The sequence below is a fragment of the Halosimplex aquaticum genome (genome assembly GCF_028747785.1).
In the GTDB taxonomy this organism is placed as follows: domain Archaea; phylum Halobacteriota; class Halobacteria; order Halobacteriales; family Haloarculaceae; genus Halosimplex; species Halosimplex aquaticum.
In genome coordinates, this window is sequence record NZ_CP118158.1 from 1,426,695 (window position 1) to 1,451,362 (window position 24,668).

31 protein-coding genes are annotated in these 24,668 nt (G+C 66.5%); 17 read left to right on the forward strand and 14 right to left on the reverse strand.

The features are described 5' to 3' along the window. Nucleotides 1-4: 4 nt before the first annotated feature. Nucleotides 5-1,075: a thiamine pyrophosphate-dependent enzyme gene (locus PSC72_RS07105; RefSeq protein ID WP_274325195.1), complete on the reverse strand. Its 1,071-nt coding sequence runs from the start codon at nt 1,073-1,075 to the stop codon at nt 5-7. A 524-nt stretch (nt 1,076-1,599) separates the two neighbouring features. On the opposite strand from PSC72_RS07105, the gene PSC72_RS07110 reads away from it, so the two are divergent. After that, the gene (locus PSC72_RS07110; RefSeq protein ID WP_274325196.1) at nt 1,600-1,950 is read left to right on the forward strand and encodes a hypothetical protein; all 351 of its coding nucleotides are present in this window, start codon (nt 1,600-1,602) and stop codon (nt 1,948-1,950) included. Nucleotides 1,951-1,988: 38 nt separating this feature from the next. Here the strand turns inward: PSC72_RS07110 and tmk are convergent, their stop codons facing one another. Together tmk and PSC72_RS07120 are read right to left on the reverse strand one after the other, a co-directional pair. Continuing rightward, nucleotides 1,989-2,594 carry a dTMP kinase gene (gene tmk, locus PSC72_RS07115; RefSeq protein ID WP_274325197.1) on the reverse strand — a complete coding sequence of 202 codons (606 nt, stop codon included), beginning with the start codon at nt 2,592-2,594 and terminating at the stop codon, nt 1,989-1,991. Nucleotides 2,595-2,717: 123 nt separating this feature from the next. Further along, on the reverse strand, nt 2,718-3,179 hold the full coding sequence (locus PSC72_RS07120) for an ester cyclase (protein WP_274325198.1): 462 nt from the start codon (nt 3,177-3,179) through the stop codon (nt 2,718-2,720). A gap of 322 nt (nt 3,180-3,501) precedes the next feature. On the opposite strand from PSC72_RS07120, the gene PSC72_RS07125 reads away from it, so the two are divergent. Next, entirely contained in the window at nt 3,502-4,806 is a 1,305-nt protein-coding gene (locus PSC72_RS07125; protein WP_274325199.1) for an outer membrane protein assembly factor BamB family protein, read from the forward strand. A 31-nt stretch (nt 4,807-4,837) separates the two neighbouring features. Here the strand turns inward: PSC72_RS07125 and PSC72_RS07130 are convergent, their stop codons facing one another. Both PSC72_RS07130 and PSC72_RS07135 read right to left on the reverse strand, forming a co-directional pair. Next, nucleotides 4,838-6,079 carry a hypothetical protein gene (locus tag PSC72_RS07130; RefSeq protein WP_274325200.1) on the reverse strand — a complete coding sequence of 414 codons (1,242 nt, stop codon included), beginning with the start codon at nt 6,077-6,079 and terminating at the stop codon, nt 4,838-4,840. 52 nt (nt 6,080-6,131) lie between these two features. Next, on the reverse strand, nt 6,132-6,599 hold the full coding sequence (locus PSC72_RS07135; RefSeq protein WP_274325201.1) for an NUDIX domain-containing protein: 468 nt from the start codon (nt 6,597-6,599) through the stop codon (nt 6,132-6,134). A 135-nt stretch (nt 6,600-6,734) separates the two neighbouring features. Here PSC72_RS07135 and PSC72_RS07140 point away from each other — a divergent pair, with 135 nt between their 5' ends. From PSC72_RS07140 to PSC72_RS07160, 5 genes are all read left to right on the forward strand, one after another. Beyond that, nucleotides 6,735-7,289: an NUDIX hydrolase gene (locus PSC72_RS07140; protein ID WP_274325202.1), complete on the forward strand. Its 555-nt coding sequence runs from the start codon at nt 6,735-6,737 to the stop codon at nt 7,287-7,289. 37 nt (nt 7,290-7,326) lie between these two features. After that, the gene (locus tag PSC72_RS07145) at nt 7,327-7,614 is read left to right on the forward strand and encodes a hypothetical protein (RefSeq protein ID WP_274325203.1); all 288 of its coding nucleotides are present in this window, start codon (nt 7,327-7,329) and stop codon (nt 7,612-7,614) included. 25 nt (nt 7,615-7,639) lie between these two features. Then, nucleotides 7,640-9,115, forward strand: coding sequence for a tRNA guanosine(15) transglycosylase TgtA (gene tgtA, locus PSC72_RS07150; protein WP_274325204.1), 1,476 nt, complete (start codon nt 7,640-7,642; stop codon nt 9,113-9,115). A gap of 249 nt (nt 9,116-9,364) precedes the next feature. After that, complete coding sequence (locus PSC72_RS07155; protein WP_274325205.1) at nt 9,365-9,499, forward strand: hypothetical protein; 135 nt, start codon at nt 9,365-9,367, stop codon at nt 9,497-9,499. Between the two features lie 44 nt (nt 9,500-9,543). Further along, the gene (locus PSC72_RS07160; RefSeq protein WP_274325206.1) at nt 9,544-9,969 is read left to right on the forward strand and encodes a hypothetical protein; all 426 of its coding nucleotides are present in this window, start codon (nt 9,544-9,546) and stop codon (nt 9,967-9,969) included. 15 nt (nt 9,970-9,984) lie between these two features. Here PSC72_RS07160 and PSC72_RS07165 read toward each other — a convergent pair whose 3' ends face one another. The 3 genes from PSC72_RS07165 to PSC72_RS07175 all read right to left on the reverse strand — a co-directional run bounded on the left by PSC72_RS07165 (nt 9,985) and on the right by PSC72_RS07175 (nt 11,905). After that, nucleotides 9,985-10,824, reverse strand: a complete 840-nt coding sequence (locus PSC72_RS07165) for a YihY/virulence factor BrkB family protein (RefSeq protein WP_274325207.1) — start codon at nt 10,822-10,824, stop codon at nt 9,985-9,987. Nucleotides 10,825-10,881: 57 nt separating this feature from the next. Further along, nucleotides 10,882-11,319, reverse strand: a complete 438-nt coding sequence (locus tag PSC72_RS07170) for a thiol-disulfide oxidoreductase DCC family protein (RefSeq protein WP_274325208.1) — start codon at nt 11,317-11,319, stop codon at nt 10,882-10,884. Nucleotides 11,320-11,380: 61 nt separating this feature from the next. After that, nucleotides 11,381-11,905, reverse strand: a complete 525-nt coding sequence (locus PSC72_RS07175; protein WP_274325209.1) for a hypothetical protein — start codon at nt 11,903-11,905, stop codon at nt 11,381-11,383. Between the two features lie 197 nt (nt 11,906-12,102). Here PSC72_RS07175 and PSC72_RS07180 point away from each other — a divergent pair, with 197 nt between their 5' ends. The 6 genes from PSC72_RS07180 to PSC72_RS07205 all read left to right on the forward strand — a co-directional run bounded on the left by PSC72_RS07180 (nt 12,103) and on the right by PSC72_RS07205 (nt 17,216). After that, on the forward strand, nt 12,103-12,513 hold the full coding sequence (locus PSC72_RS07180; protein ID WP_274325210.1) for an SRPBCC family protein: 411 nt from the start codon (nt 12,103-12,105) through the stop codon (nt 12,511-12,513). 118 nt (nt 12,514-12,631) lie between these two features. Continuing rightward, a complete protein-coding gene (locus PSC72_RS07185; RefSeq protein WP_274325211.1) occupies nt 12,632-12,856 on the forward strand; it encodes a hypothetical protein in 225 nt (74 codons plus the stop codon). Between the two features lie 107 nt (nt 12,857-12,963). Next, nucleotides 12,964-13,278, forward strand: coding sequence for a hypothetical protein (locus tag PSC72_RS07190; protein ID WP_274325212.1), 315 nt, complete (start codon nt 12,964-12,966; stop codon nt 13,276-13,278). A gap of 16 nt (nt 13,279-13,294) precedes the next feature. Then, a complete protein-coding gene (locus PSC72_RS07195) occupies nt 13,295-14,239 on the forward strand; it encodes an ArsA family ATPase (RefSeq protein ID WP_274325213.1) in 945 nt (314 codons plus the stop codon). Between the two features lie 171 nt (nt 14,240-14,410). After that, a complete protein-coding gene (locus PSC72_RS07200) occupies nt 14,411-15,187 on the forward strand; it encodes a twin-arginine translocation signal domain-containing protein (RefSeq protein WP_274325214.1) in 777 nt (258 codons plus the stop codon). Between the two features lie 187 nt (nt 15,188-15,374). Further along, entirely contained in the window at nt 15,375-17,216 is a 1,842-nt protein-coding gene (locus PSC72_RS07205) for a carbon starvation CstA family protein (protein ID WP_274325215.1), read from the forward strand. Here the strand turns inward: PSC72_RS07205 and PSC72_RS07210 are convergent. The 5 genes from PSC72_RS07210 to PSC72_RS07230 form a co-directional block, all read right to left on the reverse strand. Continuing rightward, the gene (locus tag PSC72_RS07210) at nt 17,213-17,881 is read right to left on the reverse strand and encodes a hypothetical protein (RefSeq protein ID WP_274325216.1); all 669 of its coding nucleotides are present in this window, start codon (nt 17,879-17,881) and stop codon (nt 17,213-17,215) included. The genes PSC72_RS07205 and PSC72_RS07210 overlap by 4 nt on opposite strands. Further along, nucleotides 17,878-18,249 (reverse strand): cupin domain-containing protein, encoded by a 372-nt coding sequence (locus tag PSC72_RS07215; protein ID WP_274325217.1) that lies wholly within the window; start codon nt 18,247-18,249, stop codon nt 17,878-17,880. Before PSC72_RS07215 ends, PSC72_RS07210 begins: the two co-directional genes overlap by 4 nt. 112 nt (nt 18,250-18,361) lie before the next feature. Next, nucleotides 18,362-18,733: an SPW repeat domain-containing protein gene (locus tag PSC72_RS07220; RefSeq protein WP_274325218.1), complete on the reverse strand. Its 372-nt coding sequence runs from the start codon at nt 18,731-18,733 to the stop codon at nt 18,362-18,364. Nucleotides 18,734-18,756: 23 nt separating this feature from the next. Beyond that, nucleotides 18,757-19,260 (reverse strand): prolipoprotein diacylglyceryl transferase, encoded by a 504-nt coding sequence (locus PSC72_RS07225; protein WP_274325219.1) that lies wholly within the window; start codon nt 19,258-19,260, stop codon nt 18,757-18,759. Between the two features lie 254 nt (nt 19,261-19,514). Next, nucleotides 19,515-20,393: an aldo/keto reductase gene (locus tag PSC72_RS07230; RefSeq protein WP_382261850.1), complete on the reverse strand. Its 879-nt coding sequence runs from the start codon at nt 20,391-20,393 to the stop codon at nt 19,515-19,517. A gap of 670 nt (nt 20,394-21,063) precedes the next feature. Here PSC72_RS07230 and PSC72_RS25715 point away from each other — a divergent pair. Next, nucleotides 21,064-21,228 carry a hypothetical protein gene (locus tag PSC72_RS25715; protein ID WP_456071267.1) on the forward strand — a complete coding sequence of 55 codons (165 nt, stop codon included), beginning with the start codon at nt 21,064-21,066 and terminating at the stop codon, nt 21,226-21,228. A 389-nt stretch (nt 21,229-21,617) separates the two neighbouring features. Here the strand turns inward: PSC72_RS25715 and PSC72_RS07235 are convergent, their stop codons facing one another. Then, nucleotides 21,618-22,076, reverse strand: a complete 459-nt coding sequence (locus tag PSC72_RS07235) for a hypothetical protein (protein WP_274325220.1) — start codon at nt 22,074-22,076, stop codon at nt 21,618-21,620. Between the two features lie 408 nt (nt 22,077-22,484). Between PSC72_RS07235 and PSC72_RS07240 the strand changes: the two genes are divergently transcribed. From PSC72_RS07240 to PSC72_RS07250, 3 genes are all read left to right on the forward strand, one after another. Continuing rightward, nucleotides 22,485-22,667 carry a hypothetical protein gene (locus PSC72_RS07240; protein WP_274325221.1) on the forward strand — a complete coding sequence of 61 codons (183 nt, stop codon included), beginning with the start codon at nt 22,485-22,487 and terminating at the stop codon, nt 22,665-22,667. After that, nucleotides 22,667-23,365, forward strand: a complete 699-nt coding sequence (locus PSC72_RS07245) for a DUF5828 family protein (protein WP_274325222.1) — start codon at nt 22,667-22,669, stop codon at nt 23,363-23,365. Before PSC72_RS07240 ends, PSC72_RS07245 begins: the two co-directional genes overlap by 1 nt. Nucleotides 23,366-23,473: 108 nt before the next feature. Next, on the forward strand, nt 23,474-24,646 hold the full coding sequence (locus PSC72_RS07250) for an inorganic phosphate transporter (RefSeq protein ID WP_274325223.1): 1,173 nt from the start codon (nt 23,474-23,476) through the stop codon (nt 24,644-24,646). Nucleotides 24,647-24,668 lie beyond the last annotated feature (22 nt).

The following is a 24,668-nucleotide window of genomic DNA, read 5'->3' on the forward strand; positions in this document are numbered from 1 at the left end:
CCCGCTAGTCCTGACCGGAGCGACCGCGTTCGACGACCTCGCGTCGCTGTGCGACGACCCGCGGCGGCAACTCGGCGTAGGCGTAGTCGAACGCCGCTTCCGGGTCGGGTTCGGCCGTCGACTCCGCGGCCGCGACGGCCTCGTCCAGTTCCGCGTTCGCGCTCTCCCGAGCGTCGTCGACGAACGCCTCGTCGATCGCGCCGGCTTCCCGCAGGTACTCGGCGGTGCGCTCCAGCGGGTCGGCGGTGCGCCACTCGGGCAGGTCTACGTCGCCGCGGTAGCGGTCCGGGTCGTCGCTGGTCGAGTGCGCGCCCTTGCGGTACGTGAGGCTCTCGACGAGCACCGGGTCGCCCGATCGCGCTCGCTCCCGGGACTCGGCGACGACTTCGTAGACCGCCAGCGGGTCGTTCCCGTCGACGCGGACGCCGTCGAAGCCGTAGGCGCTGGCCTTCTGCGCGATCGTCTCGCTTCGGGTCTGGCGCTCCTCGGGCAGGCTGATCGCCCAGTGGTTGTTCTCGCAGAAGAAGACGACCGGCGCCGAGAACACGCCCGCGAAGTTCATCGCCTCGTGGAAGTCCCCCTCCGAGGTGGCGCCGTCGCCGAGGTACGCACAGACCGCGTGGTCCTCGCCGAGGTGCGTCGCCGCCATCCCCGCGCCGACGGCGTGGGGGAGTTGCGTCGCGATGGGCGTCGCCGCGGTGAAGGTGGTCCCGCGGCGGCCGTCGTGGCCTGTCCCGTCAGCCGAGTCGCCCGCGGCCGCTTCGGGTTCGAACCCCGAGAGGCCGCGCCGAAAGCGGAGGATGTCGGCCGGCGGCCGGCCGCGGGCGAGTTGCATCGCGTTCGACCGGTAGGTCGGGAACAGCCAGTCGTCGTCGGCCAGCGCGTGGGCCGCGCCGACCTGCGACCCCTCCTGGCCCTCGAAGGGGGGATAGCCGCTCATCCACCCTCTGCGCTGGAGCGCGACCGCCCGGTGGTCGAAGACGCGGGCGCGAACGATATCGCGCAGGAGCGACCGTGCTAGATCGGGATCGACGCTCGTCTCCTCCAGCGACCGCTCGCCGATGACGCGGTGCATCGGGTCGATTTTGGAGCGGACGGGGCAAAGCCGTTGTGTCGGGTCCGGGGAGTAGAACCTGCTGTCGGCGGTTTGCTGTCGGAAATTTCAGATAGAGTGAACGCCGCATCGGGTTCGGGAATCGACAGCACCGTGAACAGGGTGAAAGCCCCCGCCGGTTCCGGTCGAGGCGCTCGCTGCGCTCCTCGGCCTTCGGCCTGCGGTGCTTACGTCGCGCGTCTTCCCGGAACCGGCGGCCCCTTTCATTCCCACCCGTGTCGGCTGATCGGCCAGTCTGTGCGGGCGGGAATAAAAGGGGCGAGCCGTTCGGCGAAGCACGGGACCTCAAGCACCGCAGCGGAGCGAGGAGCGCAGAGCGTCCCGCGCGAGTCGAACGGCTCGGGGCTTTCACGCTGTTCGCGGTGTCGCTCGGATACTCACTCGCGACGCTGATAGCCACGGCAGGTTCGCAATCGAACCCGCCGCTACCATCATCACTCACTCGCAGTCGACACCTCAAAGAGCGCGCGTCGCCAAGCCGGGGTATGGTCACGGCCATCGAGGCGCTCGAACTGGTCTTCATCCTGCTGGTCCACAGCGCCGTCGCCGCCCTGATGACCCGCTTTTTCCGCGTGCGCCTGAAGACGCGCTGGGGCGGGTTCCTCTACGCCGCCCTCATCGTCCCCGTCGCGCTCCTCCTCTCGACGCTGGTGTTCAGCGGCATCCTCCCGCTCGGCCCCGACCTGGGGTCGGCCGGCGTCGTCGTCACCGTCGTCATCCTCTTGCCCACGGTGACCGGCATCACCTTCGACTACTTCTGGATGCCCTCCCCCGACGAGGTCGACCTCCCCGAGCGCTGGGACGACGAACGGCCCAGTCGCTACGAGAACCGCTGATACGCAGAATCACCCTCGTTCCATTCCGTTCCGCTCCGTCACTCCCCGAGAACGTCGAGCACGGCGGATTCCACGTCCGCCAACACCGCCTCCTGCGAGCGGGTCGCGTCGACGCGGACGAACCGCTCGGGGTCGTCGTCGATCAGCCGTTCGTAGTTCTCGCGGACCGATTCGAGGAACTCGACCTGTTCCATCTTGTTCGTCGACCCGGCGCGGCGGGCCCCCGTCTCGGGGTCCACGTCGAGGTAGACGGTCGCGTCGGGCTTCCGGGTGAACGGCGCGTGGATCTCTCGGACGTAGTCGAGCGGGTCGGCGACGTCGAGGTGGGGGTAGTCGGCCAGCGTCGCGCCCTGGTAGGCGAACCGCGAGTCCGAGTAGCGGTCGGAGACGACGAGGCGGCCGTCGTCGAGAGCGGGTCGGATCGTCCGCGACAGGTGGTCGGCGTGGTCGGCGGTGTAGAGGAAGAGTTCGGCCACGGAGTCGGCGTCGGGATCGCCGATCGAGCGCTCGACGGCCTCGCCGTACCACGACGCCGTCGGTTCGCGCGTGAACACCGCGTCGTCGGGGACGGCGTCGCTCTCGGCCAGGTGGTCGGCCGCCGAGGACTTGCCGCTCCCGTCCAGCCCTTCCAGCGTGACGAGCATACCCGAGTGTCTCGGTGCCCTCACGTAAACGACTCGGTGCCCCGATCGATGGTTCCGTTCGGGGACGGGACCGTCCGGTCGATCGGGTCTGGCGACGTTTCTCGCCCCTGAGAGGGTCGGCGGTCAGTCGTCGGCCGGCTCTTCCGGCGCGAAGACGTCCGCCGAGATGGCGCCCGTCTGTACGAGCATCGGAATCATCCCGACCTCCTGCCACGTCTCGGCGAGTTGGCCGTCCTCGAACCGGTCGATCTCGATGCCGGTGATGGTTACCTCCTCGTTGGTCGGCTCGATGCCGCCCATCTCCCCGACGTGCGTGCCGGTCTGCTTCCAGCGGATCACGACGTGGTCTCCCGCCGCGAGGAGCTGTTCGATTTCGAGCGGTCCGTCGATGATGCCGGACCCCATCTCGGCCATCAGTCGATACCCCTCGCGGCCGCGGGGCCACCCGGCGTCTTCCGGTATCGACGGGTCGTGGAGGACGTAGTCCTCGGCGACGACCTCGTCGATGACGTCGTAGTCGTGGTTCTGCCAGACGTCCTCGAAGATCCGCCGGGCGACGGCTTCGTTGTCTTCTGTTGTGGTCATTGTCTCCCCCGCACCTGGCGGGCGATCGACCGGAGGCATCGCGTCCACATTGTTATAACTGAGTGAACAGTGTGAAATGCTGTCCTATCCCCGGTCGTGAGAGCATCTTCGAAGAACCGGAGCGTATCCGAGAGCCGACTCGCGAGACGAGGCTGTCGAGACGGCGGAAGGCGAGCGTTACCTCGAGTGGGTCGAACCGTACCGTCTCAGATCTCGCCTGCCAGTCGAGTCGAGTTCGCGGTCCCGCGGTACGGCTCTGACCGACCGCATCGAGGGCGGCGTGCCGAAATAGTAAAACCATATCGTGACCACTACCGAGCAAATGGACGAGGGGTTCTCACGACGGACGTTCCTGGGCGCTGTCGGCGCCGGCGCGGCGATCGGGCTCGCGGGCTGTCAGGCGGCCCCCGGCGAGGCGCTCGACAGGCCGGTGAAGACTGATACCGGACCGCTGGACGCGCTCGTCGAGACGCAGTTCCGGGGCGGCCTCCGGCGGCAAGGCGTCTACCCGGACGCGACGGTCCCGACCGACCCGGAGGTCGAGTGGACGATCCGGGGGGTAAACACGGGCGATCACACCGCGGCGAAGGCGAGCCCGATCGAAGTGCCGGGCGGCGATATCGTCGTTCCGGGCGACAACCGGGAGATCCGGCGGGTCACGCCCGAAGGCGAGGAGGTCTGGACCGCGACCGTCGAGCGGACGGGCCGGGGCATCCACGGGACGCCCGCGGTCGTCGAGGGCGCGGTGTACATCGGCGCGTACGACGGCGCGCTGTACGCCTTCGACCTCGAGACCGGCGAGCGCTACTGGCGGACGAAACTCGGCGACGCCATCGGGTCGAGCCCGGGGTACCACGACGGCACGATATACATCGCGGTCGAGTACTACGAGCCCAGCGGCGCGATGTTCGGCGTCGACGCCGTCACCGGCGAGATCGAGTGGGAGGACCGGCGCCCGACGGACCACCCGCATTCGACGTGCGCGATCGACCGACAGGCCGGCCGCCTCGTCGTCGGCTCGAACGACGGCGACCTCTACGCGTGGTCGTACCCCGACCTCGAGTTCCAGTGGACGTTCTCGACCGGCAGGCCGATCAAGGGACCGATCGCGACCCACGACGGGAGCGCCTTCTTCGGATCGTGGGACAAGACGGTGTACCGGGTCGCGCTCGACGACGGGACCAAGGAGTGGTCGTTCGAATCGAACGCGGAAGTGATGTCCGGCCCGGCCGTCGAGGCCGAGACGGGCACCGTCTACGTCGGGAGCCACGACTCGCGACTGTACGCCCTGACGGTCGACACCGGGCGCGAGCGGTGGTCGTTCGACACCGGCGGGTCGCTCATCGGCTGTCCGACGGTCACGAGCGAGCACGTCCTCGTCGGGTCGTACGACCACAACTGCTACGCGGTGGAGAAGGCGACCGGCGACGAGGTGTGGGGCGTCGAGGGCGTCGGCGTCGTGTCGAGCGCGCCGCTGGTCGCCGACGGCGCCGTCTACTTCACCGACCGCGCGTCGAAGGCGTATCTGAACGGTGGCGGCGGCGAGAGCGAGGGCACCGACGCCGGATCGGGCGAGGAAGCGAAAAGCGGCGGCCTCTACAAGGTCGTCGAGCGCGGCGGGGAGTGACGGCGGGAGACCGCCGCTGCGGCTGTTGATCTCAGGGCCGAGCGCGGAAGAGCGCGAGGTGACGGAGTATCGTCCGGTCTTCGAGTCCGCCGGCGAGCGCGCCCGAGAGGACGCCGATAGTGGCGATGAACGCGCCGATCCGGACGAGGTCGACGACGGTCACCACCGGGTCCTCCAGGCTGGGCCAGTTGGTCATCAGGTTCGGCGGAAAGACGACGAACTCGATGACGAGCATGATCCCGCCCACGAGGCTGAACAGGCCGACCATGCCGGCGACGAGGATGCAGAGGATGGCGACGTTGAGCAGCGCGACGTGTTCCGTGACGACGCCGCGGCGCTTGCGCGGGACGTTCAGGTTCAGCGAGAACACCACGTACGCCGCGGCCAGCAGGACGCTCACCACGGCGAAGAGGACCGTCGTCGCGTTGTCGAGGTTGAGCCCGACGTCCCACGTCTCCGCGCTGAACACGAGGATGAGCGTCGGCGCGACGGCCGCAGTCGAGAGCTTCGGCAGCGAGAGCGGCAGCAGGGGCGCGCGGCTGGTCGCCAGCGCCCGGAGCAACTGCCGGCCGTTCCGCGCTGCGCTCAGCAGGTGGAACCACACGAGCCAGGGGACGCTCCGGGACTCGACCTCCTCCTCGGGGATGGTCGTCGCGATGCGTTCGAGGTACTGACTCACGTCGGCCGCGAACTCGGGGACCGAGGCGCGGTCGGGATCGAACTCGTAGGGCGCCATGACGCCGCCCGCGGGGTCGTGACCGGCGCCGAGCACGTGTCCGATCTGGTGGAGCAGCGCGGTCGCGCCGTTCCAGCGCACGGCCGCCGAGTCGAGCGGTCGCCGTGGCCGGTCGCGACCGCTGACGCGAAGCCGGTACGTGGAGACGACGGCGACGCGACTCAGCGGCGAGGCCAGGCCGGCCACGCGTCGGTGATTGCGCGACAGCAGCGGAACGTCGGTGACGACGGCTACCAGATCGTAGGGTCCCTCGACCATGCGCAGTGCGGCCTCGTCGAGGAACTGCGAGGGCCGGCGCGCGTCGGCGTCTGCGAGCGACTCGGGCTCCTCGGCGTGGAACCGCCAGCCCGCCTCGGTCGCCGCTTCGAGTTCGTCCGCGGCGTCGCCGGCGAGTCGCGCCGCGAACGCACTCATCCGCTCGGTGTCGGTCCCGGGGGACGTCGCGACCAGCAGTCCGACGTCGACGACCGTGCTCCGGTCCGCGACCGCGCGCGCGGCGACCGGGTTCTCCGTCGCTCGCGGCGGCGACTCCTCCATACCTCGCGTTCGGCCGCTGGACGGAAAAAGCCGCTCTCGCGACGGGGACCGCTCAGTCGCCGCCCAGTTCCACGTCCGCGAGATAGCGTTCGACGTACTCGTGCAGGCCGTCCTCGTCGCCGGTGACGAACCGGTAGTCGTCGTGTTGCTCGTCGAGTTCGATGGACTCCGCTGGGTCGGTCTGGCGAACGCGGTAGACGATATTGACGGTGTGCCGGGAATCGACGCCGTCGATCGAGGAGGCGTCCCAGAAGTGCTCGTAGACGCCGACGCGCTCCTCGACGGTCACCTCGACGCCGAGTTCCTCGCGAGCCACGCGGCGGGCGGCGTCCTCCAGCCGTTCGCCCTTGAAGAGGCGACTCCCCGGCCAGAACCACTCGCCTTTCGCCGGTTCCTTCGTCCGGTGGGCGAGCAAGGCCTGGCCGTCCCGCTCCAGCACGACCTCGACGCAGGCCTGCGGGACGCGGTTCAGTACCGTCGCGAACTCGTCTTCGGGGATGAACTCGTCGTGGACCTCCATGGGGACGCATCGACCGGTGCGCCCTTCGGCGTTTCGAGGGACCACCGGCGAGTCGGGGCTCGGCCGTCCTCCGCCCGTCGCGCTCCACCGGCCACAGCCGATACCTCTAACTCGGTGGCGCCGCCGCTCTCCGCCATGACCGACGAACTCGCCTGGGAGACGCTCGACAGCCGGACCTCCTACACCTGCGAGGGGTTCGATATCGTCACCGACACCGTCTGCTTCCCGTCGGGCGAGGAGGCGGAGTTCGACTACCTCTCAGAGGGCGAGAGCGTCGTCGTCCTCCCCTTCACCGCCGACGGGGACGTGGTCGCCATCGAGCAGTGGCGCCAGCCGGTCGGCCGCGTGAACTGGGCGCTCCCCGCCGGCGGCATGGAACCGGAGGACACCGATCCCGAAGACTGCGTCGCCCGCGAACTCGAAGAGGAGACGGGGTATCGACCGAGGAGCGTCGAGCACCTCACGACTGTCGAACCCACGAACGGCTTCGCCGACGCCGTGTTCCACTACTTCGTCGCCCGCGACTGCGAGCCGACGGGCGAGCAGGACCTCGATTACAACGAGGACATCCGCGTCGAGACAACGACGTTCGACGCGCTGGTCGACGCCGCCCGTCAGGACGAACTGCGCGACGGCCGGTCGATGCTCGGCGTGCTGTACTTCGCGCTGTTCGGTGAGATAGAACTGTGAAATCTTGAGTATCCCACGGTGAATACGACGAGATACAATGCCGGAGATGGTGATCAATGACGTACTCGCGTCACGGTTGGCGGATCTGCAGGATGCGGTCGAAGTGGAGATGGGTATATCGCTCACAAAAGAAGCCATCCTGTACGAACTCGTCGCGTCAGCACAGGAGTCACCGGACGAACTCATCGAATCGCTCGAAGAGGGTACAGTCCCGCTTTCAGAAGAAGAGCGTGAACGGATGGACGAGGGAATGTTCTCCTCGGGAGTCGAGACCGACGAAGGAGACATCGACGACATCCTCTACGGCGAGGAACACAACCCTTAGGCCCGCCCGCCGGATATCGCGGGCAATGGCAGACGTCTTCGAGGTCGACCGCTACGACGCCGCCGGGCGGCTGGGCGAACTGGAGGTGCCCCGCGCCGGCGTCACGGTCGAGACGCCCGCGCTCCTCCCGGTCATCAACCCGCATCTCCAGACCGTCACGCCCGCGCAGCTCGAATCCGAGTTCGGCGCGGAGATCCTCATCACCAACAGTTACGTCCTCTACGGCAGCGACGACCTGCGCGACCCCGTCGAACAGCAGGGGCTCCACGACTTGCTCGACTTCTCGGGCGCAATCGTCACCGACTCCGGCTCCTTCCAGCTCGCCGAGTACGGCGAGATCGACGTGACGACCGAGGAGATCCTGGAGTTCCAGCACCGGATCGGCTCGGACATCGGGACGCCCGTCGACATCCCGACGCCGCCGGACGCGTCGCGCGAGCAGGCAGAGAGCGAACTCGCGACCACCCAGGACCGACTGGCGACCGCCGCCGAGGTCGACACCGGCGACATGCTCGTCAACGCGCCCGTCCAGGGGTCGACCTACCCCGGCCTTCGCGAGGAAGCCGGGGCTCACGCCGCCGAGTCGGGACTCGACGTCTTCCCGGTCGGCGCGGTCGTCCCGATGATGAACGAGTACCGCTACGCGGACCTCGTGGACATCGTCGCCGCCGCCAAGCGCGGCCTCCCCGAGAGCGCGCCGGTCCACCTGTTCGGCGCCGGCCACCCCATGATGTTCGCGCTCGCCGTCGCACTCGGATGCGATCTCTTCGACTCGGCGGCCTACGCCATCTACGCCCGCGACGACCGCTACATGACCGTCCGGACGACCGAACACCTCGAAGACCTGGAGTACTTCCCCTGCTCCTGTCCGGTCTGTACGAGCCACACGCCCGCCGAACTCAAGGCGATGGACGGCGAGGAGCGCGAGCGCCTGCTCGCCGAGCACAACCTCCACGTCTCCTACGGCGAGTTGCGGACCATCAAGCAGGCCATCCGCCGGGGGAGTCTGATGGAACTCGTCGAGGCGCGCGCCCGGAGCCACCCGGCGATGCTCGACGGCTACCGCGCCCTGCTCGACCACACCGCGCAACTGGAGCGGACCGACCCCGTCTCCAAGGACACGTTCTTCCACCTCTCCGGCGAGAGCGCCCAGCGACCCGAAGTCCTGCGTCACCGCCGGCGCCTCGACCGCCTCGAACCGCGCGGCGATTCGATCCTGCTGACCGAGGGCAACGACGCCGACGGCTTCGACGAGTGCTGGTCGGTTCGGCCGCCGTTCGGCCCGTTCCCCCGCGCGCTCGCCGACGGCTATCCCCTCACCGCACAGGTCCCCGAGCGCCTCGACACCCCGGCCTACGAGGCCGCCGCGGCGGGCGTCCGTCGACTCGTCGAGGCCCACCCGGACACCGCGTTCACGCTCGCGCACGACGACTGGCCGACGAGCGCGCTCGCCGACGTTCCCGAGCGCGTCGAACTGTGGAATCTGAAGAGCGACGAATAGCCTCTGGATTTCTGCCGTGGCGTGCGCTGTCGCGGCCTCCGTGCCGCGACGAAGCCGCGCGAGGGATGAGCGATGGAGCGAAGCGACTGAGCGAATCGGCTGGGGAGGCGTGAGGTGCGGTGCTGTCCGGTCGTTATCATAGTGTCCTGGCGAGCGAAGCGCGCCGAGGGCTTTCAGCGCTTGCTGTCACCCTCTCCAACTGCGGTTTCCGACAGAAAGACTACAACGGTCACTTTTGGGGATCTGTCCGTGAGCGACTTCGTAACGCCGTCTACCGGTCCGGACCAGTGGTTCGTCGCGACGCTGGTCCTGCTGTTCGCGATCTACTACGCGAAGCAGCTACTCGAACGGACACGAACGCGGCTCCGTGAGGAACGGGAGTAGCGGACGCCCCACGTTTTACGCTCTGGCCGCTCGTCCTGTCAGCTATGGAAATCGACGACGGGATCGCTCGGGTCGAGTTCCTCGACGCGGTTCCCAAACACCGGTGGCCGGAATCGGAGACGGACGACGCGACGATCGATTTCGATGCCGGAGAAGGCCGGATCGTCGTCCTCGGGCGCGTCAAAAACGGCGACCTCCGACACGACCTCGTCTGTGACTCCCTGGCCCTTCAGACGGATCAGCGAGGAACGCTGGAGGTGACGATCCGCATCGACGAGGACGACCAGGATTCGGATCTCGTGATGGGGAACACCGAGACGTTCCACTACCGACTGCTCGTCGAGTTCGACGACGCCCTCCCGGGCGAGTACGTGGTCCGCCACCTCGACGAGAACGGCGACCAGCAGTTCGAGATTAAGGAGATTCTGATGGTCGACCCGACGGACTACCAGGGGCGGAACCGGGAGTGACGTGCCCGCCCCGACTCAAAACGAGATCAGTCGTTCGTCGCTCGCGCCCTCGGCGGTGTAGCCGCCGACGACGGCGTTGAGCGCGCCCCCGAGCAGGAGGACGAATCCGCTGAAGTACAGCCACGTCGCGAGCAGGAGGACGCCGCTGACGACGCCGAACGCCTCGGACTGGAGGACGAACCGGACGTAGAACTGGAACAGCGCCTGCAGCGCCGCCCAGCCGACGGCCGCGAGGGCGACGCCGGGGACGACCTCTCGCCACCCGAGCGACACCTCCGGGAACACGTAGTACATGGGGAACAGGACGACGGCGAGGCCCACGGTGAGGAGGACGAACCCGACGACGCCGGACAGCGGGACTCGCGCCGGGAGGAGGACCCGCTGCCAGGCGATCGCGATGGCGACGAGCGAGACGGCGAGCGCCCCGAGGACGACGCCGGCGTCGCGCAGTTGGTCGGGCAGAGTCGCCCCGCGTTCGACGCCGTAGAGGTCGGTGAACGCCTTGTCGAACCCGTTGAAGACGGCGACCGACCCGAATCCGAGGACGGCCACGCCCACGATCGAGTTACCCCGGTTGCTCACGGCGGTTCGGACGGCCGTCCGGACGAGGTCGCGCGCGTCCGCCGGGAGCCGGCCGACCGTAATCGTCAGCAGGCGGCTGGTCACGTCCGTCCCGCCGACCGTCGCCGCGAGGACGACCAGCAGGAAGAGCAACGGCAGGAGCGAGATGAACGCCTGATAGGCGATCGCGCCCGCCATGAACGGCACGTCGGTCGCCAGCGCGTGGCGGACGACCGTCCGCGCCAGTTCCACCGGCCGGTCGAGCGACCGGCTCCGGGAGTCGTGTTCGCCCATGTCGGTCGTTGGGCTCCGGCGCTCTTCCGCGTTGCGCCGAGCGCTCGCTCCCGACGGCTACTCGGCGTCCATCGGGTCCATCTCGACGAATCGCTTCCGAATTTCGGGCGACGGGATCATGCACTGGGCCTTCTTGCCGAAGACGGCGTACCGGTGGCTCGCCACGGCGTCGTAGGCGGCGTCGCGGAGCGGGCCCGGCACGACCCGCAACGCGCCGGCCAGCGACCACGGGAACTCCAGCCGACTGGCGACCCGCAGCGCGGCCTCGGACTTCGTGTAGTAGTCGTCGCCCTCGACGAGGACGAACGTCCCGAAGTCGTAGTCGTCGAAGCCAACGTCCGAGAGCAGCGCCTCGGCGGCCTCGGACTGCAGCGGCGCGAAGCGGAACACCCCCTCCGGGTCGTGGTCGATGACGAACTGTATCGACCCGTTACAGAGGTTGCAGACGCCGTCGAACAACAGGATCGGCTTGTCCCGCGGGATCGCTGTCGTCATCGCCTGGACCTACGCATCCGGGGCACTTCAAGGGCCGTCCGCCGGTCGGAGCGGTCCGCGACTACTCCGCGGGACACTGCGATTGGAAGGGGCCCTCGTCGTTCTCCCGGAGTCGCGCGCCGGCCGACGGCGTGTCGGTCGCGCCGCCGACCTCCCGCGCCTGCCTGTCGCTGCCGAAGTCGACTTCCGCCCAGGCGCAGCGGCCGCGGCGCCAGCCGCCGTCGGGGAGCGTCGCGTCGACGCCGAGCGACCCGTCGGCCACGCTCGCCTGCAGGCGGTAGCTCCCGGGTTCGCCCGACCAGTCCCGGGCGATCCCCGCCGTGTCGTCAGAGGCGACGGTCGTGGTCGTCGCGAACGCCTCCGAGCCGTCGATCGAGAGCGTCAGTTCGACCTCGATGGACTCGCTCGTCCAGTTGTAGAGCTGGACGCCGGTGAGGACGACGGTGTCTCGGCCGCCCCCGCCGAGGCCGAGACAGCCGCCGACGGCTACCGGTGCGGCGAGCGCACCGAGCGCGGCCCGGCGACTGAGTTCCCGCGGCGAGCGGTCGCCACCGCCGATCGCCCGATCTGTCTCTCCGTCCGTCACGCGCCGACCTCCCTTGCTCGACGGCAATTGCGGCGTGAGTCCACCTGCGCGCTGACCGGCACCCCAGACATGTCATCGAGAGATCGAACGGTCCGCCCCTAAGGATTTCGCCCGGGTCCCGCTCGCAGGCCCGCGCGCGGTCCCGGGTCGCGGACCCGGCCGAGCGTTTATGCCGCGCGGCGGCGACGGACCGGTCGATGCGCGTAGTCTCGGTCGAGGAGTTCGTTGCGGCCACGCCGGCGGAAGTCAGCCGCGCGCTCGCGCCGGGCGTCGTCGTCGAGTACGAGGGGAGTTTCGACGTGATCGAGGTCGACGAGCGCGACGAGGCGACCGTCGTGACCGCGGGCGCCCGCGGCGTCGGCGTCTCGCTCCGGTTCGAACGCCGCGACGGCGGACTGCGCTACGAGCAGGTCGGCGACGCCGGTCCCTTCGAAGAGATGTGGACCGACATCTCATGGGAACCGGAGGACGAGGGGACCCGCGTCGCCGCACGCTCGGGCGTCGGACTCGGCCTCCCGTTCCCGGCGCTCACCGACCGCGTCGCCGCCTGGAAGCGACGGGGCGAACTCGACCGGGCGCTCGATCGGCTGGCGACCGACCTCGAATAGCCGCAGGGATCCGCGGTCGCATGCCGGGACGCTTCGGCCGGATCTCCGCCGGTCGTGCGAACGAGTCGCACGACCGGCCGGACATTTACGGTCCCGCCGGTCGCAGGTCGACACGCCCATGGGTGTGCTCACCACAGTCAAGGAGCTGTTCGCGGCCTCGACCCGGAATCCGAACCGGGGCGGGGATCCCACCCGCGAATCCGAGGGGGCCTACTGGTGTCACGACTGCGGCGAGCGGGTGCTCGATCTGGATGTCGACGGCGACGACGCGCCCGACTGTCCCGAATGCGGGGAGGCGATGACGTTCGAGCGGTCCGCCGCGTCGACCGGGTGCGCCTGCTGATCGGGTCTCGACGGGGAGACGGCGAATCGGTCCGCAGCGCTCGCCGGCGGAGTCGACCGCGGCGGTCCGCTGTAACCTTTAGGTCTCGCGGTGTGTATGGAATAATCATGACTGACGAAGGGCGACCGCTCCATCGGCGCATCGAGTCGTTCCGGACGTGGGTCGAGGAGTGGCTGCACGGGCTCTACCACGGGATGATCGAGCACCCCTCCTTCGAGAAGATAGAGAAGGAGGCCGAGGACGTCGAGGACACGTTCCTCTTCGCGTGTTTCGCCGACGCCTTCGGCATCCCCAGTCCGGTGTCGTACTACACGGTCGAACTGCTCCCGTACCTCGCCGACGAGTTCGAGGGCTGGGAGCGGCGGATGTGGGACCGCGACTCTTTGCTCGAACGCAAGGGCCAGCAGTACCACTTCCACTGATGCGGGGGGAGTGACCGTGGAGAAGTTCGTCTTCTTCGGCGGCAAGGGCGGCGTCGGCAAGACGACCGTCTCCTGTGCGTACGCGCTCAAGTGCGCGAACGCGGGCCAGCGGACCCTCGTCGTCTCGACGGACCCGGCCCACAGCACGTCGGACGTCTTCGACCAGCAGTTCGGCGACGACCCGGCCGCCGTCGACGGCCACGAGAACCTCTGGGCGATGGAGATCGACCCCGACCAGGAGGTCGAGCGGCACATGCAGGACATCAGGCGGCGGATGACCGAGCAGGTCAGCGCCGCCATCGTCAACGAGATCGACCGCCAGATCGAACTCGCCCACCGCACGCCCGGCGCCTACGAGGCGGCGCTGTTCGACCGGTTCATCCAGGTGATGCGCGAGGCGGACGACTTCGACCGCGTCGTCTTCGACACCTCGCCGACCGGCGGGACCCTCCGCCTGCTCGCGCTCCCCGACTTTCTGGGCGAGTGGATCGAGCGCCTGGTACAGAAGCGCGCGAAGTCGGTCGACCTCTTCGAGAAGGCCGCCATCGGCGAAAAGGAGGCCCGCCGGAAGATCGACGAGGACCCGCTTATCGCCCATCTGCAGGGCCGCAAGGAGACGTTCGAGTTCGCCGGACGGACGCTCCGCGAGGAGTCGGCCTTCTTCCTCGTGCTCAACCCCGACGAACTGTCCGTCCGCGAGACCGAGCGGTCCGTCGCGGAGATGGGCGACCAGGGGCTCTCTGTCGACGGCCTCGTCGTCAACAAGGTCACGCCCGCGCCGGACGACGACGACCGGGGCCGCGGCGGGCGCTACCTCCGCGACCGCGTCGCGACCGAGCGCGAGCGCATCGAACGGGTCCGCGAGGACTTCGACGAACCCGTCGTCGCCGAGATCGAGTCGCGCGTCCGCGAGGTGAAAGGCGACCTCCTCGCCGCGGTGGCCGCGGAACTGGAGATCTGACTCGAACCGCCACCCCGTCCGCTGTCGGTCCGACTTGATCGCCAGCCACCGCAAGGTTCTGACCGGTCACTTCCCCGCTCATCGACCGAAACCGGAGACTGCGCCAGATTACTGTCAATGGCTAATATAGTACCTAGATTTATTATAGATTAGTAACTATAATACAATGCCATGTCAGATGGCAACAACCTCGCAGGGACGTGGAGTAGACGAGACGTGATCAAGCACGGTGCGATCGGGGGGCTGAGTCTCACCGGCGCGACGAGCCTGCTCGGGGGCGAAGCGAGCGCGGGGACTCGTTCGTGCGACTGTGACCTCGACGGGAAAAGCGACAAAGCGGACCTCGACGGATTTTCGAGCGACAACCAGTTCACCTTCGAGCTGGCGGTCGCGCGTCGGCAGGAGACCACCGACAACATGAATCCGGTCGGCATCCTCTGGGGGGTCGACATCAACGTTCCCGACATGACCTGGCACGAGGTCCGGGGACTGGACATCGGGGTCGAACCGGTCGGGGACAACCCGATGGACGCGGCGTTCCACTCCCACGACCTCTGGGGGGAAGGGGGCGATCAGGACGCGCCGTACCCGCTGGAAGTCGCGATGACCGGTGCGAGTTACGCGCTCGAACCGCTGACTGCGCTCACCGTCATCCCGGGGCCGGAGGGGACCTCTTCGAGCTACAGCGACGACAAGTCGTCGATCACCGCCGACTGGGGGACGGTGAAGGGGTCGTCCGGGCAACCGACGTGCCGACACGGGGGGATTAACGCGTCGCTAGCGTTCGATGACGAGAACGTCTACGACAATCCCGACCCGGAACCGGGAACGTACTCGTACAAGGCCACCGCCAATGGAAGCCTCCACTGGGTCGGCTACTCCGGCGAGTCACGGACCGACCAGTTCGACCTGGCCGTCAACTTCGATATCGAGTACGTCGAGGAGTGAGCGGCGCGACCGCCCACACGCCGACTGGGCGGCGGGGTGGTCGGCCAAGCACCCGGACGCTGACTGCCGCGTCGCCCCACAGACGGCGTCTCCGTCGTCAATCACCGCTTTACCTGTAGAACCGCTCACAAACGCCCTCTAATCTTTAAGTATCTTTTACCACATTAGTAGGGTGGGGCACGATACCATGGTGCAGGCAATATGGTTGGTGGTACTCGTTCTCGGGACGTTCAGCGCGGGGTATCTCGGGTACTCGAGGTATCTGGCGCAGTTCGTGGAACTCGACGAGGAGAACGAGACACCAGCCCACAAGTACGAGGACGGGCAGGAGTACGTGCCGTCGAAGAAGCCGGTTCTGTTGGGGCATCACTATTCGAGTATCGCGGGCGGCGCGCCGATCGTCGGGCCCATCACCGCGACGGTGTGGTGGGGATGGGTCCCGGCGTTCCTGTGGGTCGCGATCGGCAACCCGCTGTTCGGCAGCGTCCACGACTTCATGTCGCTGTCGTCGTCGGTCCGCCACGACGGGAAGTCGATCGGGTACATCATCAGCGAGTACGTCGGGGAACGCGGCAAGCAGATGATCCTGTGGTTCGCGTTCCTGACGATCATCCTCGTCGTCGCGGTGTTCGCGCTGGTCGTCGCGCTCGTGTTCACCGCGTATCCGCAGTCGGCCACGGCGAGCGCCGTGTTCATCGCGCTCGCACTGGTGTTCGGCGTGTATCTCTATCAGCTGGACCTGCCGTTCATCCCCGGCGCCGTGGCGTTCGTCGCCGCGGTGTTCGCCGGCGTCTGGGTGGGCGTCCAGTACCCGGTCGCGCTCGTGCCGGGGGCCGGCCCCTTCGGCCCCTATCCGGAGGGGACGATCGTTCTGTTCGGCGGGCTCCCGTTCCCGGCGCTGCTGGGCGCCCCCAACATCGGCGCCTGGGTCCCGGTGGTCGCGCTGTACGCCTTCGTGGCGAGCGTGCTCCCCGTCTGGGTGCTGCTCCAGCCGCGGGACTTTCTCACCTCGAACCTGCTGTACGTCGGCGTCGGTGGGACGCTGCTCGCGGTGATCGTCGGGACGTTCACCGGCGCGGGCGAAACGCTCGCCATCGAGGCGCCGACGTTCACGACGTTCTGGGGCAACCCCGACCTCCCGGTCGCGGCGCCGCTGTTCCCGATCCTCTTCGTCACGATCGCCTGTGGCACCATCAGCGGGTTCCACTCGCTCGTGTCGTCGGGCACGACGGCGAAACAACTGGACAAGGAGACCGACGCCCGCCTCATCGGCTACGGCGGCATGCTCGGTGAAGGTCTACTTGCCACCGTCGCCATCGTCACCGTCGGCGTCGCGTTCTCGATCCCCGAGGGCAACTACTCGGGTATCGGGCTGGCGCTGCCGAACTTCGCGACCGGCGGCGGCCAGATCTGGAACGCCACCTTCGGGATCAGCGCGACGTTCGCCGCGACGTTCATGGGGCTCGTGCTGGTGAGCTTCCTGCTGACCAGCACCGACACGGCCGTCCGCCTCGGCCGGTACATGCTGGAAGAGATCGTCGGGTCCCCCGAGACCACCTACCAGGAGTACGCCACGAACCGCTACGTCAACTCCGCCGTACAGGTCATCCCGGCCTACATCCTGGTGTCGTCGGGTCGCTGGGCAGACCTGTGGCCGCTGTTCGGCGGCGCCAACCAGACGCTCGCCGCGCTGGCGCTGCTCGTCGCCACCATCTGGCTCGCCAACTGGAACGACCGCAAACAGCTGCTCAGTACCGGCGTGCCGATGGCCATCATGCTCACCATGACGTCGCTGGCGCTCCTGTACCTCGCGCTCTACCAGAACCTCTGGCAGAAGTTCATCCAGGGCGAGTGGGGCGTCGAGAACGTCACGATCTTCACCCAGATCACGGCCGCGATCCAGATCGCGATCGCGCTCGTGCTGGTGTATCTCGCGTGGTCGATATTCAAGATGGGCTACGACAACATCCGGGAGGTGAGAAGCGGGGGCGGCGCCCTCACCGGCGCGAGCGAACCCGGCGACGACTAGAGCTGTAACCGCCGGGTGATCAGGTCGAACAGTCCGGGCTCCTCTCGTTCGATGGGAGCCCAGAGCCGGAACGCTTCCTCGACGTGGGCGCCGCGGCTCGCCTCGATCCGCTCGTCCTCCGGCGCCACGACGACGAGGTGGATCTCGTAGTGGCCGTAGTACCCGTAGTTCAGTAGCTCCCGCTGGGAGAACTCCCCGACGAACGACGCGACCTCCTCGGGGATCGACTCCGTCACGAGCACGAACACGAACTCGGTGCTGAAATGGTCCTCGCTGGGGTCGATCCGCTCGTCGGCGAGGTCGTGACCGAGTTCGACCAACCGCTCCAGATCCGGGACGCGAACCGCAGGTTGGCGGCGAGCGTAGACGTACTCGAACGACTCGTGTTCGCCGAGCGTGATCGAGGGGTGGAGGAAGTGCTTCTTGTTCAGCATCCGCATCTCGCCGCCCAGCGCGAACGGCTCGTCCCCCGCGCGCACGTCCTTCTCCAGGTCGTAATTGTACATGAGCCGGTCGCTCACCCGGTCGAAGTACTCGTCGTCCCACTCGGGCACGTCGGGGTCGTCCTCGGCGGGTTCGAGCGACTCGTCGGGGTCACCGCGGCCCGAATCGACCTCCTGGTCGGCGGTTCCCGCGTCGCCGTCGGCCGGGTCTCCGTCGCTCATGCGTCCTCGTACGGATGGACGTCGTCGACGGCCGGTGCCCCGATGACCAGCGCGACCGCCCGTTCGTCCGCGCTCACGGGGACGTACGCCCGCTGTGGACTGTCCGGTTCGACCGCGAAGGCCTCGTCGGCGCCCACGTCGTACGTCTCCCCGGGCGTCTCGACGGAGAGGGTCCCGGAGAGCACGTAGAAGACCTCCTCCTGGCGGTCGTGGTAGTGGTACGCCAGCGGGATCGCCTCGCCCGGTTCGACCTCGTAACGGTTGACCGCCACGTTCTCCAGCCCCACCGCGTCGGATATCGACCGCTGGACGCTCGGCCGGTCGGGCGTGGGGTCGATCTCGCCGACGTCCACGTGGTGGTATCCCATGACACGGACGAACGAACGCGGGCGGTAAAAACGTCTCCCCCGGCTCGTGGAGTCGCGTTCAGTCTATCTGCAAATTGAGTAGTGCTTGAATCGGTGATGGGAAAAGAGGGTATCAGTTCGGAGTCGCTCTCCGCATATCTTCGCGGTGGTCGCGGGCCTTGAAGGCGCTATAGACGCCGAGGATGGCCGCTGCGAGCCCGACAAGGATGTCGTCCCAGAAGCCGAAGTCGTTCCCCGTCTCCGTGGCGCCGCCGTCAGCACTGAACATGAACGGCGCGGCGATCAGCCACAGCTCGAGAAGTGCGGCCAGCGACGCGGCAGCGATACTGGTGAACTTCTCGTCCGCACGGCGGTAGTAGTTGTACCCACCGAGCGCGAGCAGGGCAATGCCGATGATGACGTCGTTGTAGAACTGCGACGCGACGAGATCGAGCACCAGCGCCTGCATGATCATCCAACCGCCCAGCAGGGCGATGAGTGCCAAGAGCCACTTCTCGAACTGTCGGTCTAACTACTACCGCTCTCGTTCGCTTTTTTAGCGGCCATCTCACCGGCTTTCTCGGCCTCCTGGGCCGCTTTCTCGCCCGCTTGTTCGACTTGTTCACTGGCTTTTTCCGACCCTTCCTCGACGCGCTCAGCCACCGTCTCACCCGTTTGTTCGACCTTCTCACCCGCTTTTTCCGACTCTTTCTCAACACGCTCAGTCACTGTCTCACCGTCCTCCTTGATCGTATCGGCGGCCTGTTTAGTCACTTGCTTGGTCCGGTCTGCAGCCTCGCTCGCTGCGCTCTGAAGTTTCTTGGTCGGCTTTTGTGACTTCCGTAGCCAGTAACCCGCCGCAAACGCACCGACGACAAGTATCATCCTCAAAACCATACTGCTCCCCTTTGATTCATTCGCTGGCTTAATCTCAACGACTTTGTCGTTCGATTCTTTGATTGTGTCTGCCACTGCTTTCTGGATCTGTTCGTTCCTATCGGTCTCTGAGGACCCGGACAGACTGCTGATCATTGGGCCTTTCATCGGAACTCAGTCTCGGATAAGGACGCATAGGGTTAAAGCGCACTACAGACATTCGCGTGCTACTGTATGCTTCCCTACGGGGACCCCTTCTTCTTGCTTATATAGACTCAATTGTCGAAGTCATCTATGATTATTGTTGAAATTTGAGCATGTTCCATGATATGTATCTTATTAACAGTGGAGAGTCGGTTTCGATAGATCGATACTACCAGCCATCTTCGAAACGGTAATCATGTCGCCCGTCACCGGTTCCACGGCGCATCATCGGGGTTGACGATGCGCCGGTGTTCCTCAATAGAGTCTAGCGTCGCCATATCCTTATCGTCGAGTTCCACGCCGAGACTGAGCCAGTTCTCCCGGAGGTGCTCCGTAGTCGTGGCCCGTGGGATGGCGCTTACCCCTTTTTCGCGGAGCCACGCGAGACTGATCTGTTCGGGACTCGCCTCGTGCTTGGTAGCCACATCTTGTAACTCGTCTACGTCCTCGACATTGCTGCGGGCGAGTGGCGAGTAGGCGACGAGCTCTACGTCAACGTCGTCTCGGGCACAAAACGCTCGGAGTTCTTCCTGCGGGAGCAGGGGGTGCATCTCAACCTGGTTGGCAAAGATCGGTTTCTCGGACACGTCGAGGGCTTCCTTAAGGAGTTCGACAGTGAAGTTACTCACGCCGATCCTCCCGATAAGCCCCTCCTCGTAGAGGGTCCCAAAGGCGTCCAGCGTCTCGCCAGCCTCGTACCTGTCGGTCGGCCAGCGGGGATACAGCATGTCGACGTACTCCATCCCAAGTCGATCGAGACTTGCCTCGACGCTGATCCGAATGTTTCTGGGGTTGAGGTCGGCGGGATCGACCTTTGTCGCCACGAAGATATCCTCGCGGGTGACCTCGGACTTAGCCACAGCATCGCCGACCGCGGACTCATTATAATAGGCTTCTCGTCGGACGGTCGTATCGATGTGGCGGTAGCCTATCTGGAGCGCCTGTCGGACGTTCTCCAAGCATTCATCGTACGTCGCGTGGTGATGGGTGCCGATGCCGAGCATCGGCATTCCACGAGTTGTCGGCGCGGAAAGGGAAGTAAGTGCCCGTTCAGTGTCGGCGATCCTAACATCAGCTGGGTTCATGGCCTGAGTGGAGTCTGCCTCTGCCTCATCCGGGGCGCTTTCCGTGGAATCTATTCGATCGATCAGCCCCTCAATAGCGGCTACTTCACTGCCGCTAGACGCTCTCTTCTGGCGCACCTGCGACACGATATCGGTCAGTCCGCCGTTATCGGTGCCCGACTTCTCAGGGTTCCCGGCGTTGTCGAGCCGCGGCTGGAGCAGATAGCCTGCAATGAACGCAGCTGCGAGGGGTAAGCCCTTCCGCAGCTGTCTGCCGCCTCGGCCTCGTTCGTTACCTCGTTGGTTGTCAGTCCTCATCTCTTGTCGGAGCATTCCGCCTTACTATCGCCGACGTATTCTTCAACGTTAGGCCTGAGCATGCGCGCTGTGTACTTTTTGATTCACTTGCCACACTGTTGCAACCTGTATCGAACTGGTTGGTGAGAAGTAGACGCTTCTGAACTCACAGTGTAGGAGATGTCAACATGGGGTACTCGTGGCGAACAGCGGTTGAGGTAGTTGTGTCGTCCCTCGGTGCCCAGATCTCAACCGAGACATGGTCGATAGATGTACCCAGTGACGCGACAGAGACAGCGAAGACGGCCCACAGGTATGACGCGAACGATACACGTAAGGACTATACCGACACCTGCTCGCCGAGTGGGAGGGAAACGTAGTCCCACAATCTACGTTGGTCACCCGGACAGCCTATTCGAAAGCATCGGTGGGTAAGGCCCTCTCTACACTCGAAGCCGAAGACGAGGTTGGTCGTTTTCAGATTGGGCGCGAAAAGTACGTCCTCTCTGATGAGCAAAGCATAGATTCCGTTGTGTTTGGGGAGACAGTCACGGAATGAGCGGACGAGCTGGATGAACTGAACCGTAGCTCCACTATATTGAACATCAGGTCGGCGATGTCGGAATTCCTTACTTCTCTTACACGGTAGAACGCGATGAGATCCCCTCGGCGCGCACAATGCCTACAGGGGTCGTGACCGACAAAGCGCCACGCCGAGAACACCGCCAATCCGATACCGAAACGACGGTCAACTCCCGACCGCACCAGCACACAAGCAGCCGCTACAGCTGAGGGCAACCGGGCGTTTGTTTTACTCATTCTGTGGCTCTGCGTTCGAAACCGGATACCGTCCTCCGATTCTGCTGGACCGACGGCAAGCGATTGGACCCGACGTGGACCGCCAGAGTCCGCTTTCGTCACCGAAGTAGCACTCCCCGAACTGTCAGTCTAACTGCTACCGCTCTTATTCGTTTTCTTAGCAGCCTTCTCGCCAGCCTCTTCGGCCTCTTCGGCCACCGTCTCACCGGTTTGTTCGACTGTCTCACTGGCTTTCTCCGATCTTTCCTCGATGCGTTCGGCCACTGTCTCGCTGGTTTGTTCGACCTGCTCGCTGGCTTTCTCCGATCCTTCTTCGACGCGCTCGGTCACCGTCTCGCCGCCCTCTTGGATCGTATCAGCGGTCTGCTCGGTGACGTGCTTAGTCCGGTCGGCGATCTCGCTCGCCGCGCTCTGGAGCATTTTGGTCGGCTGCTGGGACTTTCGGAGCCAGTACCCGATCGCGATCACGCCGCCGATGAGCGCTATCAGCGCGAGCTTCCCCCGACCGCCCGACTCGTTCGCCGGCTTAATCTCGACGTTTGACTCCGCGATCGCGTCTCTCACCTCCTCCCGAATCTGTGCATCCATCTCGCTCTCTGAGGACTCAGACGACCGGCTACGTGTTGGGTGCTGCAGTTTCATCGAGAACCGGCTCTAGCTAGATCTGCACGGCCAAAAATGGCTGTGCGTGACATATCAAAGGGATCAATGACCGAGCGAGTAATAGAGAAGGTGGCGACTTCAACGGCGGAACTCCAGCCGTAGATCCTGCTAAATACCGGACCTGTATTGAGCATCCGCGCGAACGCAGTGAGCGCGGTTCACGCGGCCGAGCGAAGCGAGGCCGAGCCTTTTTCACCCATGTTTTTGGCTGGGGGGTCGCTGGCGGCGACCCCCAGCGAAAAAGATGGTGGTGTAAACTTTAACCGCGCCCAGAGCCAACACCGGCACGAATCGATGGCTCCGAAAGAGACAGAGGCGTGCGGTCGTTGCAGCATGACCAGCGTCGTCGAGGCGACAGCCGAAGGCGACGCGGACGACGACCGCGACCCGTTCGGCGGCGCGCGCATCGAAGTCCCGGAGGGGGAGATGCGGGCAGTCGCGAAACCACAGATCCTGGTCGGCCGCGCCAAGCGAAAGATAGACGAGGTCGCGACGCGGCTCACCTACGGACGATAATGGAAGAGAGCGTCTCAGGATTCAAGACCCGCGGCGGCTGGGTCGACGCCGTCGAACACGGCGAACGCATCGTCCGCGCGCTGAAGGACCTCCGCGAGGACGACGAGGGCGTCTCGCTCGCCGCGCTGGAGGAGTTCGACGAGTGGCGCCCCAAGAGCCACGAGCGGCTCGACGAGGACGTCAACGAGAAGACGGCCGACCAGGCCAGCGTCGAGGAGGGCGAGGGGGAGAAGGCCGGCAAGGACCCCGACGAGGACCTCCAGACGGCCGGCGAGAAGCTCACGGAGTCCTACGAGAGCCTCGAAGACGAGGACACCGGCGAGGCGGTCGACAAGTGGGGTGAGTCGCTGGACTACGTCGCCCGCGCGGCCGACTCGGCGGGCCGCAAGGCCGTCCGCAAGGTCGAGGACGCCGTCTACCGCAACGTGATGACCCAGATCGCGCCGTACTACTTCGACAACGAACTCGTCAGCGCGAACCTCCAGCGGGTCAACGGCGACGACCGCCCGGAGTACGTCTTCGAGATCAACGTCAACGACGACGACCTGAAGATCAAGGTCTCGAACAAGCTCGCCGACTACGAGTCGACCGTCGACCGCTGGCACGTCGACACCGAGAAGGCGACCGAGGCCGCCGAGGCCGCCGAAGGCGTCGAAGCGCCCGACCCCGAAGCCGAGGCCGACGCCGAGACGACCTGAGTCGGGCGCGCTTCGACACGACTCTCCCGACCACCCGGCGGTCGCCGTTCCGCCACCCGTGGCCGCAGTCGGCAGGCTATTATACGAACCACCGTTAGCCGTCCGCAGATGGCATCGCTGGCGATACTGCTGGTAGCCGCCGGAGCGAGTCTGTTCATGGCGTGGGCGATCGGCGCAGGGTCGTCGGGATCGACACCCTTCGCGCCGGCCGTCGGCGCGAACGCGATCTCGGTGATGCGCGCGGGGTTCGTCGTCGGGATCCTCGGCCTCGCCGGCGCCGTCTTCCAGGGCGCCAACGTCACCGAGGCGGTCGGCCAGGAACTCATCCGCGGCGTCACCCTCTCGCCGGTCGCGGCCGTGGTCGGCCTCACTACCGCCGCGATCCTCGTTGCTTTCGGCGTCTTCGCCGGCTATCCGATCGCGACCGCGTTCACCGTCACCGGCGCCGTCGTCGGCGTCGGACTGGCGCTGGGCGGCGACCCCGCCTGGGCCAAGTACCGCCAGATCGCCGCGCTGTGGCTCGCCGTCCCGTTCGTCGGCGGCGGCATCGCCTACGCGACCGCCCGCTTCCTCCGGAGCGAGGGCGTGCCCGAGCGACTCGCCGTCCCCGCGCTCGGCGGCGTCGTCGGCATCATCCTCGCCAACGTCGAGTTCGTCTTCCTCGGGTCGGCCGGCGAGCAGTCGTCGATCGCCGCCTCGATCGCGACCGCGATCGGCGGGCCGCCGCTCGCCCTGCTCGCCCTCGTCTCGCTCGCGCTCGCGGCCCTCGCCGCCGCCGCCCTCTGGTGGGACGTCCGCGAGAACGGCAACCGAGGCCAGCGGCACTTCCTGCTCGTCCTCGGCGGCCTCGTCGCCTTCTCCGCCGGAGGGAGCCAGGTCGGCCTCGCGATCGGACCGCTGGTCCCGCTGCTCGGTCCGTTCGACCTCCCCATCGTCGTCGTGCTAATCGGCGGCGGTATCGGCCTCCTGATCGGTTCGTGGACCGGCGCTCCGCGGATGATCAAGGCGATCTCGCAGGACTACTCCTCGCTCGGCCCCCGCCGGTCCATCGCCGCGCTCATCCCGTCGTTCGCCATCGCCCAGACCGCCGTCTTCTTCGGCATCCCCGTCTCGTTCAACGAGATCATCGTCTCGGCCATCGTCGGCAGCGGTTACGCCGCCGGCAACAGCGCCGTCAGCAAGGAGAAGATGCTCAAGACCGTCGCCGCGTGGGTCGGCTCGCTCGTCCTCGCGCTCGGCGTGAGCTACGGCGCGTTCACCGCCGTCGACACCCTGCTGTGAGTCCCTCGGCGCCGGTCGCGTC